Here is a 15,035-nt window from a genome sequence, read left to right as displayed (position 1 = left end):
CTGGCGGTTGGGCTGTTCCGGCGCGTGCCGGATGGCCGTTTCCAACCGCTACGGATCTTCATGTCGCAATCCCTTCCACAATCCGCCCCGGCCGCCCGCGCCGGTGGCGCCGTCGCCTGGCCGCTCGCGAGCCTGGCCCTGTCCCTGTTGTTGGCGTCGCTGGGCACCAGCAGCGCCAACGTCGGCCTGCCGACCCTGGCGCGGGTGTTCGACGCGCCGTTTTCCCTGGTGCAGTGGATCGTGCTGGCCTATCTGCTGGCGATCACGCTGTGCGTTGTCGGCGCGGGCCGCCTGGGCGACCTGATCGGCCGGCGGCGCCTGCTGCTGGCGGGGATCGCCGTGTTCACGGCGGCCTCGGCGCTGTGCGGACTGGCGTCCTCGCTGTGGCTGCTGCTGGCGGCGCGCGCGCTGCAGGGCGCGGGCGCCGCCGTGATGATGGCGTTGACGATGGCGTTCGTCGGCGACCTGCTGCCCCGGGAGCGCACCGGCAGCGCCATGGGCCTGCTAGGCACGATGTCGGCGGTGGGCACGGCGCTGGGGCCGACCCTGGGCGGCGCGCTGATCGCCGCGCTCGGCTGGCGCTGGATCTTCCTGGCGAACCTGCCGCTGGGCCTCCTGGCGATGGCCCTGGCCGGCCGCTATCTGCCCGCCGACCGGCCGCGGGCGGCGGCCGGCGCGCGGTTCGATGCCGCGGGCACACTGCTGCTGGCGGTGGCGCTGGCGGCCTATGCGCTGGCGATGACGCTGGGACGCGGCCATTTCAGCGGGCTCAACGCCGGCCTGCTGCTGGCCGCGGTCGCGGGCGGTTGGCTGTTCCTGCGGGTCGAGGCGCGCACGGCGTCGCCGTTGCTGGATCCGGCGCTGCTGCGTCAACCGCGCCTGGGCGCAGGACTGGCGATGAACGCGCTGGTGTCCACGGTGATGATGGCGACGTTGGTCGTCGGCCCGTTCTACCTGACCCAGGCGCTGGGACTGAGCGCGGCGCAGGCCGGGCTGGCGATGTCGGCGGGGCCGGTGGTCAGCGCGCTGTGCGGGGTGCCGGCCGGGCGCCTGGTGGACCGCTACGGCGCCGGACGGATCATGCGCGCGGCGCTGGGCGCGCTCGCCGTCGGCACGGCCCTGCTGGCGGCGGCGCCGGCGACGCTGGGCGTGGCGGGCTACATCGGGCCGATCGGGGTGCTGACCGTGGGCTACGCGGTATTCCAGGCCGCCAACAATACCGGCGTCATGGCGGCCATCGGCGCGCACCAGCGCGGCCTGGTGTCGGGCATGCTGAACCTGTCGCGCAACCTGGGGCTGGTGACCGGCGCGTCGGTCATGGGCGCGGTGTTCGCGGCGGGGGCGGGCGCGGCCGACCTGGCGGGCGCCTCCGCGGCGGCGGTGGCGCGCGGCATGGCGCTGACGTTCGGCGTGGCGGCGGCGCTGGGCGCGGCGGCGCTGGTCATCGCTTGGCGCGGCCGGGGTTGAGCGCGCCGGCCCGGGTCATTGAATGCCGCGACGCCTTAGTCGCGCGCCTGCTCGGGCAAGGTCAGCAGCCGTTCGATGGCGGCGTCGTCGACGGCTTCGGAGGTCGCGTCATGGGTGTCGGCGTCGCGCAGCGCCTGCGGGAACGCCAGGCCGGTGGCGCCCTCGATCCACGCCAACGGCTTTTGCTGCATCTTGAACAGCTTGTCGAAATGCAGCACTTCGAAGTCGATGCCGTCGACCAGCTTTTCCTGTGACAGCCGGAAGCCGGTGGCGCGCAGCCCGCCGCGGGCGTCGAACCAGGCCACCACCTTGAAGCAGCTGAGCGCGACCTGCACCGAGGCGTAGACCGGATCGTCGTTCAGGAAGATCGGGCCGCTGTAGACGCAGATGCGGGCGCTCTTGCCGGACTCGCCTTCCACGCCCTGTTCCAGCAGCATCTGTTCGAGCCGGCCCCACTGACCGTGATAGCCCATGATCGCGCGGTTGAACGCCGGCACCTGCGGCACCGCGTTGGCGTACGAGCAGGTCATGTCGGCGGCGGTCTTGGCGGCGGCCAGGGTCGGGCCCCATTCGGCGTCCTCGCGGCGCGACAGGTGGCCGCGGTCGAAGCCGCTCTTGGCGTACCAGGCGTCGTCCAGCTGGGCGCCGTAGTCGATGCGGTTGTCGCGCAGCCAGCGATCCTTGCGGGTGCTGTCGTCCAGTTCGGCGTAGCGCTGCTTGCCGTAGACGTTGATGGCGCTGAGCACCGGGACGCGTCGCACGGCATGTTGCAGGGTGCTGAAGTGGTGGTACTTCAGCACGAAGTCGGCGGGCGCGTCGCCGCGCCGCGCCAGCTTCTTGCGCAGCGCCGCGTTGGGCGCGGGCAGCGGCAGGTCGATGCCCATGAACTGGTCGTCGTAGCCCAGGCAGGCGGAGTAGTCCTGCTCGTCCTCGCTTTTCTTCTCGAAGGCCAGCGGCTGCGGCGCGTCGCCATCCGTCAGCGCCTGGATGGCGACGGGCTGGTCGGCGCTGATGCGGATGCGGATCTCGATCGGCGCGGGGCCGGGCGTCGCGGCCGGCGCGGCGGCAGGCGCGGCGGCCCGTCCCAGTTCCTGCGTCGGCAGCACCGGCAGCGCGGCCGCGGTGAAGGGGCGGGCGTTGGTGTAGGCCGGGCTGCGCAGCGTCTGGATCAGCGGGTGCTGGTCCACCTGGCTGGCGGGCGACAGCAGATAGGTGACGATGGCGCTCACGCGGATGCCGCGGTTGCTCAGCCACACTAGCCGCGATTCGTCGACGTGGCCATTCTCGATCGGGATGATCTGGCCGTCCCGATCCAGGTAGTTGCCCGACGCGTCCTGCCGCGCCACGCCGGCGCTGTGCAAGGCGATGACCTGCCACTCGTTGTTGAAGACCGCCGCCCCGCTGCTGCCGGGCGCGGTGTCGCTCTGGTAGATCAGGACGTCGGCCAGGCTGTTGTCGACGATCTCGTTGTTGCGCAGCGCCACCTGTTTCTCGCGGCCGTCCGGGTGCTGCACGATGGTGGCGTAGTCGCCTGCGCCGGCCTTGCCGAGCGCGCCGTCCAGCACCAGGTAGCCCTGGTCGGTCAGCGCGCGCCGGCCGCCAACGTCGAGCGGCCGCACCGCCACCAGCGCCAGGTCGAGCGCGGCGTGGGTGTGCAGGAAGGTTTCAGGATCGAGGGCGTGGACCACCGGTTGCTGCAGCCGGCCGAGCACGTCGTATTCGTAGCCGAACTCGATAACGGCCTCGTCGGCGAAGGCGGCGAATTCGGCGGCCGTGGCCACCGGGAAGACGTGATGGTTGGTGATCATCAGCTCCGGCGTCACCATGAAGCCGGTGGCGTAGGCCGTGCGGCGCGAGGTCCGGTCCAGGTAGCGGATGCGGCCGACCGAGAGCGCGTGCAGGTAGCCCGACAGCAGGTAGTTGCTGGGCAGCAGGTCGTTGGTGCCGATGTAGCGCTCGAACGCCAGGTCGGCGCTTTCGCGGGCGGTGGCCGCGATCATGGCGCGGCGGCGGGCGAAATGCACGGCGCCGTCGAGTTCGCGGGCCGACTCGGCCGCGTTGCGCTGGCGCAGCGCGGCGACCTCGTCGGCGCGCTTGGGATAGGCGGCCTTGGCCTTGGCGAGCAAATCGACCGGCAACTTCATGGGCACCTCCGCGTGGGGTGCGAAAAGCGTAGCGCGCGGCCGATGACAGGATTGTTGCGGAAAGGGCGGAGCTTCGATGGGCCGGGGGCGGTCCGCGACGACGCGGCCGCCGCCGGCCCGCCTCAGCGCGCGGTGCCCGCCTGGTAGATGTCCCAGGCGCGCGCCGCATCGGCGTTGTCGTGGATCATGGCCATCAGCGCCCGCACCACCGCCGACGGGTCGGCGTGCTGGTAGACGTTGCGGCCGTACACCAGCCCCACGGCGCCCTGGTCCAGCAGTTCGCGCGAGCGGCCGAACACCTGGCGCAGGTCCTCGCGGCCGCCGCCGCGCACCAGCACCGGGCAGCGCGCCGCCTGCACCACGCGGTGGAAGTCGGCGGCGTGGGTAGTGGGGTCGGCCTTGACGATGTCGGCGCCCATCTCGCGCGCCAGCCGCACCAGCGTCACGATCTTGTCGGCGTCGCCGTCGACCATGTAGCCGCCGCGCTCGGAATGCGGCGCCATCACCAGCGGTTCGATCATCAGCGGCATGCCATAGCGCTCGCAGTCGGCGCGCACGCGGGCGATGTTGCCGACGCACTGGCGGAACAGGTCGGGCTCGCCGGGCAGCATGAACAGGTTGACGACCACGCAGGCCGCGTCCATCCGCACCGCGGGCAGCACCGGGTCGTGTTCGTTCTGCAGCACCGCCCACATGACGCGGTGGATGGTGGCGTTGTAGGGGTTGCCCATGTCCAGCCGCATCACCAGCGCGGGCTTGGCGCGGGCGGGATGGTGCTGCAGCAGGTCGGCCTGGCCGTAGTTGAGCTGGATGGCGTCGGGGCCGGCGGCCAGCAGCTGCGCCATGACGGCGGGCATGTCTTCCAGGCCGGCCAGGAAGCTGGGTTCGTTGCACACGCCATGGTCGACGGCGATATCCAGGCAGCGGCCGGCGTGGAACAGGCGGTTCAGGCGGGCTTGTTTGAGGTGGGGCATGGGGATTCCAGGTTCAGTCCAGCGTTTGTTCAGTCCAGCGCCTGCAGGTGGCGGCGGGCGGCGGCATCGATGGCGGCCAGGTGCGCGGGGTCCAGGCGCAGCAGGGCCGCGCGGGCGTTCTGGGTGGCCTGGCGCGCGTCGCGGGCGCCGCACAGCGCCACGCTGACGCCGCCGGGCCGGGTGGTCCAGGCGATCATCAGCTGCGAAAACGGGCAGTCCAGCTGCTGGCGCAGCGGCTCCAGTTCCTGGAAGAAGGCCTGCAGCCGGGCGCGGTTGGCGGCGCCGAAGCGCGGGTTGCCGGCGCGCTGGTCGTCGCCGGTAAACTGCCGCGCCGGATCGATCGGGCCGGCCAGCAATCCCAGCGCCAGCGACGAATAGCCGAGGATGCCGACCTGGTGGTCGCGGCACAGCGGCATCAGGGTCGATTCGATCTCGCGGTCGATCAGGCTGTAGCGTTCCTGGATGGCGTCGACCGCGCCGTGGCGCAGGTACTCGGCCAGCGTGGCGGCGTCGACGTTGCTGACGCCGATGGCGCGGATCTTGCCCTGGCGCTTCAGGTCCAGCAGCGCGTCCATGGTCTCGGCCACCGGCGTGGTCTCGTCCTGCCAGTGGGTGATGTACAGGTCGATGTGGTCGGTGCGCAGGCGCGCCAGGCTCTGCTCCACTTCGTGGAAGATCGAATCGCGCCCCAGGTGGCGGTGCACCGCCTGGCCATCCTCGTCGAAGAAATGCCGGCCCTGGCGGGTGTGCCACACCAGTCCGCACTTGGTGGCGATGATGGCCCGGTCGCGTCGGCCCGCCAGCGCGCGGCCGACCAGCGTTTCGGCATGGCCCAGGCCGTAGGCCGGCGCGGTGTCGATCAGCTGCACGCCCGCGTCGAGCGAGGCGCGGATGGCGTCGATGGCGGCCGCGTCGTCGTTGCCGCCCCACATCCAGCCGCCCATGGCCCAGGTGCCCAGGCCCACGGACTGGCAACGGATGCCGGAAGTGCCCAGCGTGATGGTGTTCATCGGTGTCCCTTCTTGACGTTCATGAGATGGTCGACAGTCACCGCGCCCAGCAGGATCAGGCCCTTGACCACGTCCTGCCAGTACGGCGACACGTCCAGCAGGATCAGCGAGCTGGTCACCACCGACAGCAGCGCCAGCCCCAGCACCGCGCCCAGCACGGTGCCCGAGCCGCCCTTGAGGCTGGCCCCGCCAATCACCACCGCGGCGATCACGTTCAGCTCCATGCCGACGCCGAAGGTCGGGGTGGCGGCGCCGAAGCGCGCGGTGTAGACCACGCCGGCCAGGCCGGCCAGCGCCGAGCACAGCACGGTGACCCAGAACTTGACGCGGCCGGTGCGGATGCCGGCGTACAGCGCGGCCTTCTCGTTGCTGCCGGTGTAGAACACCTTGCGCAGCAGCGCCGAGCGGCGCAGCGCGAAGTCGCTGGCGATGACGATGGCGCCGAAGATCAGGATCACCGCGGGGATGCCGGCGACGTTGCCCTGGCCGATGAACTTGAACGACGGCGGCAGCGAGAACAGCGATTGCGGCGTGCCCTGGGTGATGGCCAGGCACAGCCCGCGCACGATGACCATGAAGGCCAGCGAGGCGATGAAGTGGCTCAACCCGATGCGCGTGACGCAGCCGCCGATCATGGCGCCGATGGCGGCGCTGGCCGCGATCGCCGCGAGACCCGCGGTCCACGGGTCCAGCCCCATCAGGAACAGCTTGCCGGTGACCACCATGGCCAGGCACACCACCGAGCCCACCGACAGGTCGATGCCGCCGACGATGACCAGGAAGGTCATGCCGACCACCACGATGCCCTCGATGGAGAACGACAGCAGCATCGCGCGCACGTTCTCCCAGGTCAGGAAGTGGGGCGAGGCGAAGCTCATGATCACGCACAGCGCGGCGATGATCAGCAGCAGGCCGGCCTCGCGCAGGCTGGCCAGCCGGTGGCGCAGGCGCGGCGGCGCGTCGGCCGCGGTCGCGCCCGGCGACAGTATCGCGCCGGCCGAAGGCGGGGAGGGGGGAAGGGTCATCATGGCGTCTCCTGTGCGCCCAGGCCGGAGGCCAGCCTCAGCAGCTTTTCTTCAGTCATGTCGGCCGCGGCCAGTTCGCCGGCCAGGGTGCCGTTGTGGATCACCAGCGCGCGGTCGCACAGGCCGATGATCTCGGGCAGTTCGGATGAGATCACCACCACGCCCACGCCCTGGTCGGCCAGCTCGCGCAGCAGATGGTGGATTTCGGACTTGGCGCCCACGTCCACGCCGCGCGTCGGCTCGTCCATCAGCAGCACGGCGGGACGGGTGGCCAGCAGCTTGGCGATGGCGACCTTCTGCTGGTTGCCGCCCGACAGGCAGCTGGCGTCCTGGTCGACGCCGGCGGCCTTGAGCTTGAGCCGCGCGCCCAGGTCGGTGGCCAGCCGCCGTTCGGCCGCGCGTCGCAGCAAGCCGAAGCGGCCGCTGACGCGGGCCAGCGCCATCGACGACACGTTCCGTTCGATCGGCATGTCCAGGAACAGCCCGGCGGCCTTGCGGTCTTCGCTCAGGTAGGCGATGCCATGGCGCAGGGCGTCGGCATAGCGGCGCAGCCGCAGGGGCTGGCCGCGCAGGCTGATCGAGCCGCGACGCGCGCGCCGCAGGCCGCAGACGGTTTCGGCCAGCTCGGTGCGGCCGGCGCCCATCAGCCCCGAGATGCCGAGGATTTCGCCGCGCCGCAGCGTGAACGAGATGCCGTGCACGCGCGCGCCATCGTCCAGGTCCGTGACTTGCAGCACGGTCTCGGGCGGCTGGCCGCTGTCGGCGGCGCGCGGCGGATAGTAGTTGCCCAGGTCGCGCCCGACCATGCGGCGCACCAGCGCGTCGGGCGTGAGCTCGGACAGGGCGCCGCAGTGCACGTCGCGGCCATCGCGCAGCACGGTGACGCGGTCGCAGTGCGCGAAGATCTCGGCCATGCGGTGGCTGATGTAGATGATGCCGATGCCCTGGGCCTTCAGGCCGTGCAGCACGCGGAACAGCGCGGCCGATTCGACCTCGGTCAGCGCCGCCGTCGGCTCGTCCAGGATCAGCACCTTGCAGTCCAGCGTCAGGGCGCGCGCGATCTCCACCAGTTGCTGGCTGGAGATGCCCAGCTGGTCGACCCGCAGGCCCGGGTCGATGTCCTGGCCCAGCCGCCGCAGCACTTCGCGGGCGCGCCGGTTCAGGCCGGCGTAGTCCATCCAGGCGCCGCGCTGCGTGTTGATGTGCGGCATGAACAGGTTCTCGGCCACCGTGGCGTCGCCGCACAGCGCGATTTCCTGGTGCACCAGGCCGATGCCCAGCCGCATGGCGTGGGCCGGCCCGTCGATGACCACGCGCTGGCCTTCCAGCAGGATGGCCCCGGCGTCGGGCTGGTGGATGCCGTCGATGATCTTCATCAGCGTCGACTTGCCGGCGCCGTTCTCGCCGCACAGGGCGTGGATTTCGCCCCGTTGCAGCGAGAAGCGCACGCCGGCCAGCGCCTGCGACGCGCCGAAGTGCTTGCTGATGCCCTGCAGCTCCAGCAGGGGCGCGGCCGCCGTCATTCGTTGATGCCCTTGGTTCCGCGCCGCGCCAGGTACTTGTCCCAATAGAAGTCGTCGGCGTTGGCCTTGCTGACGATCGACAGGCCGTTGTCCAGGAACGGCACCGCCATCGGGTTGGTGCCGTTGCGCTTGGCGTCGTTCATCGGGTCGATCAGCTGCTGGTTGCGCGCCAGGAACAGCAGCATCATGCCCATGTAGCCCTGCACGCCCTGGTTCGGGTTGACCGAGCCGTAGACCTCGCCGGACTTGATCATGTCCAGGATCTTGGCGTTGACGTCGCAGCACAGCACCTTGATGTTCTTCTTGGTCTCGATGCTGGCCTGCGCCGCGCCCAGCGCCGAGTTGGCCTCGGGCATGAACAGCGCGCCCAGGCCGGGGTTGCCCTGCGCCAGGCTCAGCGTGGCCTGGTAGGCCTTGTTCGGGTCCTGGTTGCTGGCCGCGCGGCCCACCAGTTTCATGCCGGGGTGCTTGCTCTTCATGCGGTTGATGAAGGCGGCGATGCGGCGGTCGTGGTTGTCCTGGCCGGGGTTCTCCAGCACGGCGTATTCACCCTTGCCGCCGAGCGCGGCGGCGATGGCGTCGGCGGCCTGCGCGCCTTCGCGGTCGTTGTCGGAGGTGACGAACGAGACCCGCTTGGAATTGGGCGAATCGGCGGCGAAGGTCACCACCGGGATACCCATGGCGGCGGCGCGGTTGATGGGCTCGATGAACGGATCGGGGTTCATCGGGTGCAGCAGGATGCCGGCCGGCTTGCGCGCCAGTTCCTGCTCGAACGAGGCCAGCTGCTTGTTGACGTCGTATTCCGGCGTGCCGGAATAGCGGGTGCGCACGCCGAGCGACTGGCCCAGCTGCTTCATCATTTCGTACACCGGAAACCAGTACTCCACGCCCGACACCATCACGTTCATCACGTAGACGTCATTGGCGTTGCCGCGCAGCCCGGGGGCTTGCGGCGCGGACTGCGCAAAGGCATTGGCGCTGGCCAGGCCCGCGCCCGCCGCCGCCACGGTCTTCAGGAAATCTCGTCTCATGTTCTTCGCTCCTCGTCCTTGCATTGATCCAACGGCCTCGCGGCCCGGGAACCTGCTGATGATGCGTCTTGGGGCGGTTTAGTTGTTATGACATCGTTGCCCTGGTCGCTGCACTATATGGCAGCCGAAATTTTTAGATTACTAGGGGAAACACTGCTATTCTCCAAAAAAATTCCGTAGACAATGTTATGACATGAGAACAGACATCTACCTCGGGATCGACATGGGCTCCACGGGCCTGAAGGCGGTTGCCTTCGCGGCCGGGAGCGGGGCCACGCTGGCGGCCGCGGGCGGCGCGCTGCCTTATCGGCAGTTGCCGCAGGGGGGCTGCGAACTGGCCGCCGACGCCATCGCGGCGGCGCTGGCGCGGGCCCTGCGCGGCGTGGCCGGCCAGCTCGGCGAGCGGGCGCGGGATATCCGCGCCCTGAGCTGCACGGGCCATGGCGCGGGGCTGTACCTGCTGGACCCGCGCGGCCAGTTGCTGGGCGCGCGCGCCGTGGCCTCGACCGACCAGCGCGCCGCGGCCCGGGCCCGCGCGCTGGGCGAACGCGCCGGCGATGCGCTGTATGACGAGGTCGGTTGCCGGCCGTGGTCGGGCCAGTCGTCGCTGATCGCGGCCGAGTTGCTAGGCGCCGATCCCGCGTCGCGCGACCGCGCCCGCCATCTGCTGTTCGCCAAGGACTACCTGACATTCCTCCTGACCGGCGAGATCGCCACCGACGCCAGCGACGCCAGCACCGCGGGCCTGCTGGCGCTGCGCGAGGGCGGCTGGTCGTCGCTGGCGTTCGAAGCCGCCGGCCTGGCCGACCTGGGCGCGCGGGCGCCGGCGCCGATCGTGGCGGCCGGCAGCGTGGTCGGGCGGGTGTCGGCGGCGGCCGCCTCGGCCTTCGGCCTGCCGCCGGACATCCCGGTGGCGATGGGCGCGATCGACCTGTTGGCCTCGCTGCGGGCCGTGGGCGCCGAGCGCCAGGGCCACGCGGTGGCCGTGTTGGGCACCTGGTGCGTCAACGCGGTGGTGGCGCCCACCCGAGAACCCAAGCCCGAGGTCGGCGCCATCGTCAGCTTCGGCGACCCGGCGCGGCGGCTGTACCTGGAGAACAGCCCGTCGTCGATGGCCAACGTGGCCTGGGCGGCGCGCGCGCTGCAATTCGCCGACGCGGCCGCCGTGGTCGAATGCGCCATGTCCGTGCCGCTGGGCGCCGAGGGCCTGCGCTTCCTGCCGTTCATCAATGGCGGCAACTGGCCCGCGGGCGCCAGCGCCGGCTTCGTCGGGCTGCAGGCGCAGCACACGCGCGCCCACATGGCGCGGGCCGTGATCGATGGCGTGGCGGCCTGGCATGCCTGGCACCTGAAGCGGCTGGCGGCGCTGGGCCTAGGCACGCCGGGCAGGGTGGCGGCGCTGGGCGGCGGCGCGCGCGACCGGCGCATGGCGCAATTGCTGGCGGGCTTTCTTGGTCATGCCGTCGAACGCTGCGGCGACGACGAGACCGGCGCGCGCGGCGCGGCGGGCTATGCGGCCCTGTCGCAAGGGCAGGACGCCGCCGATTGCCTGCCGGCCCCGTGCGAGCAGGTGGCGCCGGACGCGCATGAACAGGCGGCGCATACCGATTTCTACGGACAGTTCCACCGCGTGGTGGACAGCCTGGCGCCGGCCTTCGGCCAACTCTCGGGAGCGGCGCGATGACGCCCGCGACGTCGCCCTACGCGCGTCCGGCCGCGCTGGCGGGCCGCCATTTCTCGACCGTGATCGTCGGCGCCGGCGTCAATGGCGCCGGTGTGTTCCGCGACCTGTCGCTGCAGGGCGTGGATTGCCTGATCGTCGACAAGGCCGACATCGCCGCCGGCGCGAGTAGCGCGCCGTCGCGCATGATCCATGGCGGCCTGCGCTATCTCGAAAGCGGCGCGTTCTCGCTGGTGGCCGAGGCCACGCGCGAACGCAACCTGCTGCTGCGCAATGCCGCGCACCTGGTGCGGCCGCTGGAAACGGTGGTGCCGCTGTCGAGCCGCTTTGGCGGCCTGGCCGGCAGCGTGCTGCGCTTTGCGGGATTCCGCGCCTCGCCCGGCGCCCGCGGCCTGTGCGTGGTGGGGCTGGGCCTGCGGCTGTACGACCGGCTGGGCCGGCGCCAGCGCGTCATGCCGGAGCACCGCATCGCGCGCGTGCCGGCCGCCGACGGCGCGCTGTTCGGCGCCGGCGTGCGCTGGACCGCGACCTACTACGACGCCTGGATCCGCCATCCCGAATGGCTGGTGCTGGAACTGATCCACGACGGCCACCGCGACCAGCCGGCCTCGGCCGCCGCCAACTATTGCAGCGTCACCGCCTGCCAGGGGCGCAGCGTGACGCTGCGCGACGAGCTCACCGGCGAATCGGTGCAGGTCACCGCCGACACCGTGGTCAACGCCACCGGCGCCTGGCTCGACCGCTCGGCCAGCGCGCTGCAAGGGGCCGGTTCGCGCGTCATGGGCACCAAGGGCTCGCACCTGATCCTGGACCATCCCGCGCTGCGCGAGGCCCTGCAGGGCCGCATGGCGTATTTCGAGGCCTCCGACGGCCGCGTCTGCATCGTCTATCCGTTCCTGGATCGCGTGCTGGTGGGCTCCACCGATATTCCGGTCGACGATCCCGACCTGGCCGCCACCGAGCCGGCCGAGGTTGACTACCTGCTGGACGTGCTGCGCGAGGTCTTTCCGCGGCTGGATTTCAGTCCCGCCGACGTGGTCTACACTTACGTCGGCGTGCGGCCGCTGGCGCAGTCAGGCGCCGACAGGCCGGGCCAGATCTCGCGCGACCACGCGGTGGCGATCGACCCGCCCAACGCCATCCGCGAGGTGCCGCTGGTGTGCCTGGTGGGCGGCAAATGGACCACCTTCCGCTCGCTGGCGCAGTCGGCGGCCGACGCGGTGCTGCGGCAACTGGGCCGTCCGCGCGCGCAGTCCACCGAAAGTCTCGCCATCGGCGGCGGCGCGGATATGCCCGCCGACGCGCCGGGCCGGGAACGCCTGGTCGATGGCATCGCGCAGGCCAGCGGATTGGGCCGCGCGCGCGTGGCCGAACTGGTCAACCGCTATGGTTCCCGCGCGCAGGCGCTGGCGCCGCGTTTCGCCGCCGAAGGCGACGCGCCGCTGCGGCACGCGCCGGACCATTCGGCGGCCGAGGTCCGCTTCCTGTGCCGCGAGACGGCCGTGCAGCACCTGGCCGACCTGGTCATCCGCCGCACGCTGCTGGCCATCCGTGGCCGCGTCACCGCCGCGTTGGCGGCCGAGCTTGCCGCCATCGCCGCGGCCGAGCTGGGCTGGAACGCGGCGCGGCGCGAGCAAGAATTGCAGGCCTGCATCGATACGCTGCGGGACCGGCACCGTGTTCAATTTCCCGCTTCGATTCCAAGTCCGATCACGCTATGAACAGCTTCACCCCGACCGAAGACACCGTGCTGGACCGCAGCGCCAGCGCGCCGCTCTGGACGCAGTTCCGCGACGTGGTGCGCGGCAAGATCCTGCAGGGCGAACTGGCGGTCGGCGCCAAGCTGCCGACCGAGGCCGAGTTCGGCGAGCAGTACGGCATCTCGCGCATCGTGGTGCGCGAGGCTTTGGCCGACCTGGTGCGCAACGGCCTGATCTACAAGATCCGCGGGCAGGGCGCCTTCGTCTCGGCGCGCGAACGCGACGAGGACTTCGTCTCGACCGTGCTGGGGTTTTCCGATGAGATGGAGCGCAAGGGCCGCACCGTGCGTACCCAGGTGCTGCAGCAGGAATTGCGCGCGCCTAGCGAACGCGAGATGACTTCGCTCGGCCTGGCCGGGGACGCGCAGGTGGTGGCGCTCAAGCGCCTGCGCAGCGTCGATGGTGAATTGCAGTTGCTGGTGGAAACCGCCGTGCCCGCCGACCTGGCGCCGGGATTGAACCGAACCCGCCTGGAAAACCGCTCGCTCTATGACGTGCTGCGGCGCCAGTACGGCCTGCGCATCGTGCGCGCCGAACGCTGGATCGACGCGGTGCTGCCGGACGCCGAGACCTGCGCCTTGCTCGGCATGACCGAGCCCGAGCCGCTGCTGCGCATCGAGTCCATCGCCTATGGCGCCAACGGCCGGCCGCTGGAACACTACCGCGCGCTGCACCGCTGCAAGTCCAGCCGCCTGCACGTGCAGACTACGACCTGACCGGCTACGTCCGGCCTGGCGCAAGCCGGACGGGCGAAGTGGCCTAGACGGCGCCCGTCAGGCGCAGGATCCACCAGGCCAGTCCCAGCCCCACGACCACCAGCACGATGCGGCGCAGCCCGCCGCCGTTGCGCGGGACCGCGCCGGGCGCCGGTGCGTCCATGGCCTGCGCGGCGGGCGTGGGCGCGTCGTGCGCCGATGCCGCGCCGCGCACATCCGGGATATCCGTTTCCATGATGAATTCCGGCTTGCCGGCCGCATGCCGCGTGTCGGACCCCGCCAGGCCACCGATATCCACGCCGGCCTGCCGCAGCACGTCCCATAGACCGCTGTTGTCCAGGCCGTTGCGTACCGCTTCGATGCGATCACGGTCCGCGCGCGGCACCTCGTCCATGCTGTCGTAGCGGCGCCCGTTCACGGTCACCGCGCCATCCTTGATCTCGACCTCGAAGCGGCCGTCGCCATCGCCGCCGACGTAGCGCCATTGCTCGCAGACGTTGGCCTGAGTGTCGTGCCGCACGCCTCGCAGCGTGCTGAAGGCGTCCTGCGGATCGTCCGAGGTGCTGCTCGACGTCGACCAGCTTCGCGTCGTGGTCGTGCTGCGCCAGGTTTTGCTTGGTTCCGTCATCGAATCGTTTCCGTGAGTAACGTTTGTTATCGGTCCGGGCAGGGGGGTGCGGCGGTCGCAGGGAGGACTGCGCACTATACAGAAAAGGCGCAACTCTCAATTCTTCTGACAGTGTCCTTAATGCAAAAGTAAATCCCAAGTCAAGAAAATCGATCTGATCCGGTCTCTGGAGCAGATCAGTTGGTCTGAAAAGCGCATAATGAGGGCCACCTTTCCTTGCGTCCCTTTTCAAGGATCGGTCTGCTTTTCGGTAACGAAGAAGAGCGTGTTGTCACCAGGGCGCCGCCCGGCAGTTCGTGTTTCCAGGAGTGCATGTTCGGCTGTGCGCCGGGACGACTTGGAATTTTCACGGAGATGTCTATGACAGAAGACGCAAAGCCGCGCAGGCGGTTTCTGCAGGCGTTGGCCATCGTGCCGGCCTCGACGCTGGCGGTGGGCGTGGTCGCCACGGGCTGTACCAACGCCGCTGACAGCGGCGCGGCGCGAGCGGCCAAGGCCTACGAGCCCACTTACTTCACCAAGCCCGAATGGAACTTCATCGTGGCCGCGGTCGATCACCTGATCCCCGCGGACCAGTACGGCCCCGGCGCCATCGAGGCCGGCGTGCCGGAGTTCATCGACCGCCAGATGGAAACGCCGTACGGCCACGGCAAGCTCTGGTACATGCAGGGGCCGTTCCATCCCGACGTGGCGCCGGAACTGGGCTACCAGCTCAACCAGAACCCGCGCGAGGTCTACCGCCACGGCATCGCGGCCTGTGACGCCTGGTGCCAGAAGACCCACGGCAAGCTCTACGCCGAACTGGACAAGCCGCTGCAGGAACAGATCCTGAAGGACCTGCAGGCCGGCAAGATCGAATTCGACGCCGTGCCCGCCAAGACGTTCTTCAGCTTCCTGCTCGGCAATACCAAGGAAGGCTTCTTCGCCGACCCGATGTACGGCGGCAACAAGAACATGGTGGGGTGGAAGATGGTGGGCTTTCCGGGCGCGCGCGGCGACTACATGGACTGGGTCGACCAGCCCAACGCCAAGTACCCCTACGGGCCCGTGTCGATCTCCGGGGAAAAGGGGTAAGC

12 protein-coding genes are annotated in these 15,035 nt (G+C 70.4%); 5 read left to right on the top strand and 7 right to left on the bottom strand.

Annotation, left to right across the window (positions count from 1 at the left end):
* The first annotated feature begins 60 nt into the window (after window positions 1–60).
* Complete coding sequence (locus tag AC1HFW_RS10935; protein WP_479283223.1) at window positions 61–1,467, top strand: MFS transporter; 1,407 nt, start codon at window positions 61–63, stop codon at window positions 1,465–1,467.
* 35 nt (window positions 1,468–1,502) lie between these two features.
* Here AC1HFW_RS10935 and AC1HFW_RS10930 read toward each other — a convergent pair whose 3' ends face one another.
* The 6 genes from AC1HFW_RS10930 to AC1HFW_RS10905 all read right to left on the bottom strand — a co-directional run bounded on the left by AC1HFW_RS10930 (window position 1,503) and on the right by AC1HFW_RS10905 (window position 9,174).
* Window positions 1,503–3,611: a DNA/RNA non-specific endonuclease gene (locus AC1HFW_RS10930; RefSeq protein ID WP_479283221.1), complete on the bottom strand. Its 2,109-nt coding sequence runs from the start codon at window positions 3,609–3,611 to the stop codon at window positions 1,503–1,505.
* 122 nt (window positions 3,612–3,733) lie between these two features.
* Window positions 3,734–4,585 (bottom strand): class I fructose-bisphosphate aldolase, encoded by an 852-nt coding sequence (locus tag AC1HFW_RS10925; protein WP_479283219.1) that lies wholly within the window; start codon window positions 4,583–4,585, stop codon window positions 3,734–3,736.
* A gap of 29 nt (window positions 4,586–4,614) precedes the next feature.
* A complete protein-coding gene (locus AC1HFW_RS10920; protein ID WP_479283217.1) occupies window positions 4,615–5,595 on the bottom strand; it encodes an aldo/keto reductase in 981 nt (326 codons plus the stop codon).
* On the bottom strand, window positions 5,592–6,623 hold the full coding sequence (locus AC1HFW_RS10915) for an ABC transporter permease (RefSeq protein ID WP_116522688.1): 1,032 nt from the start codon (window positions 6,621–6,623) through the stop codon (window positions 5,592–5,594). Before AC1HFW_RS10915 ends, AC1HFW_RS10920 begins: the two co-directional genes overlap by 4 nt.
* Entirely contained in the window at window positions 6,620–8,143 is a 1,524-nt protein-coding gene (locus tag AC1HFW_RS10910) for a sugar ABC transporter ATP-binding protein (RefSeq protein WP_479283215.1), read from the bottom strand. The genes AC1HFW_RS10915 and AC1HFW_RS10910 overlap by 4 nt, the downstream gene beginning before the upstream one ends.
* Window positions 8,140–9,174 carry a substrate-binding domain-containing protein gene (locus AC1HFW_RS10905; RefSeq protein WP_479283213.1) on the bottom strand — a complete coding sequence of 345 codons (1,035 nt, stop codon included), beginning with the start codon at window positions 9,172–9,174 and terminating at the stop codon, window positions 8,140–8,142. The genes AC1HFW_RS10910 and AC1HFW_RS10905 overlap by 4 nt, the downstream gene beginning before the upstream one ends.
* Window positions 9,175–9,367: 193 nt before the next feature.
* Between AC1HFW_RS10905 and AC1HFW_RS10900 the strand changes: the two genes are divergently transcribed.
* The 3 genes from AC1HFW_RS10900 to AC1HFW_RS10890 are packed head-to-tail and all read left to right on the top strand — an operon-like array spanning window position 9,368 to window position 13,331.
* The gene (locus tag AC1HFW_RS10900; protein WP_479283211.1) at window positions 9,368–10,858 is read left to right on the top strand and encodes an FGGY family carbohydrate kinase; all 1,491 of its coding nucleotides are present in this window, start codon (window positions 9,368–9,370) and stop codon (window positions 10,856–10,858) included.
* Window positions 10,855–12,576: a glycerol-3-phosphate dehydrogenase/oxidase gene (locus AC1HFW_RS10895; protein ID WP_479283209.1), complete on the top strand. Its 1,722-nt coding sequence runs from the start codon at window positions 10,855–10,857 to the stop codon at window positions 12,574–12,576. The genes AC1HFW_RS10900 and AC1HFW_RS10895 overlap by 4 nt, the downstream gene beginning before the upstream one ends.
* A complete protein-coding gene (locus tag AC1HFW_RS10890) occupies window positions 12,573–13,331 on the top strand; it encodes a GntR family transcriptional regulator (protein ID WP_198483623.1) in 759 nt (252 codons plus the stop codon). Before AC1HFW_RS10895 ends, AC1HFW_RS10890 begins: the two co-directional genes overlap by 4 nt.
* Window positions 13,332–13,374: 43 nt before the next feature.
* On the opposite strand, the gene AC1HFW_RS10885 is transcribed toward AC1HFW_RS10890, so the two are convergent.
* Window positions 13,375–13,959, bottom strand: a complete 585-nt coding sequence (locus tag AC1HFW_RS10885) for a hypothetical protein (RefSeq protein WP_479283207.1) — start codon at window positions 13,957–13,959, stop codon at window positions 13,375–13,377.
* Window positions 13,960–14,319: 360 nt separating this feature from the next.
* Between AC1HFW_RS10885 and AC1HFW_RS10880 the strand changes: the two genes are divergently transcribed.
* Entirely contained in the window at window positions 14,320–15,033 is a 714-nt protein-coding gene (locus tag AC1HFW_RS10880; protein ID WP_116522694.1) for a gluconate 2-dehydrogenase subunit 3 family protein, read from the top strand.
* Window positions 15,034–15,035 lie beyond the last annotated feature (2 nt).

The sequence above is a fragment of the Achromobacter sp. ISS7 genome, from assembly GCF_056523125.1.
Note: the sequence above shows the minus strand (reverse complement) of the source record. Positions and strands in the feature narration are given on the sequence as shown.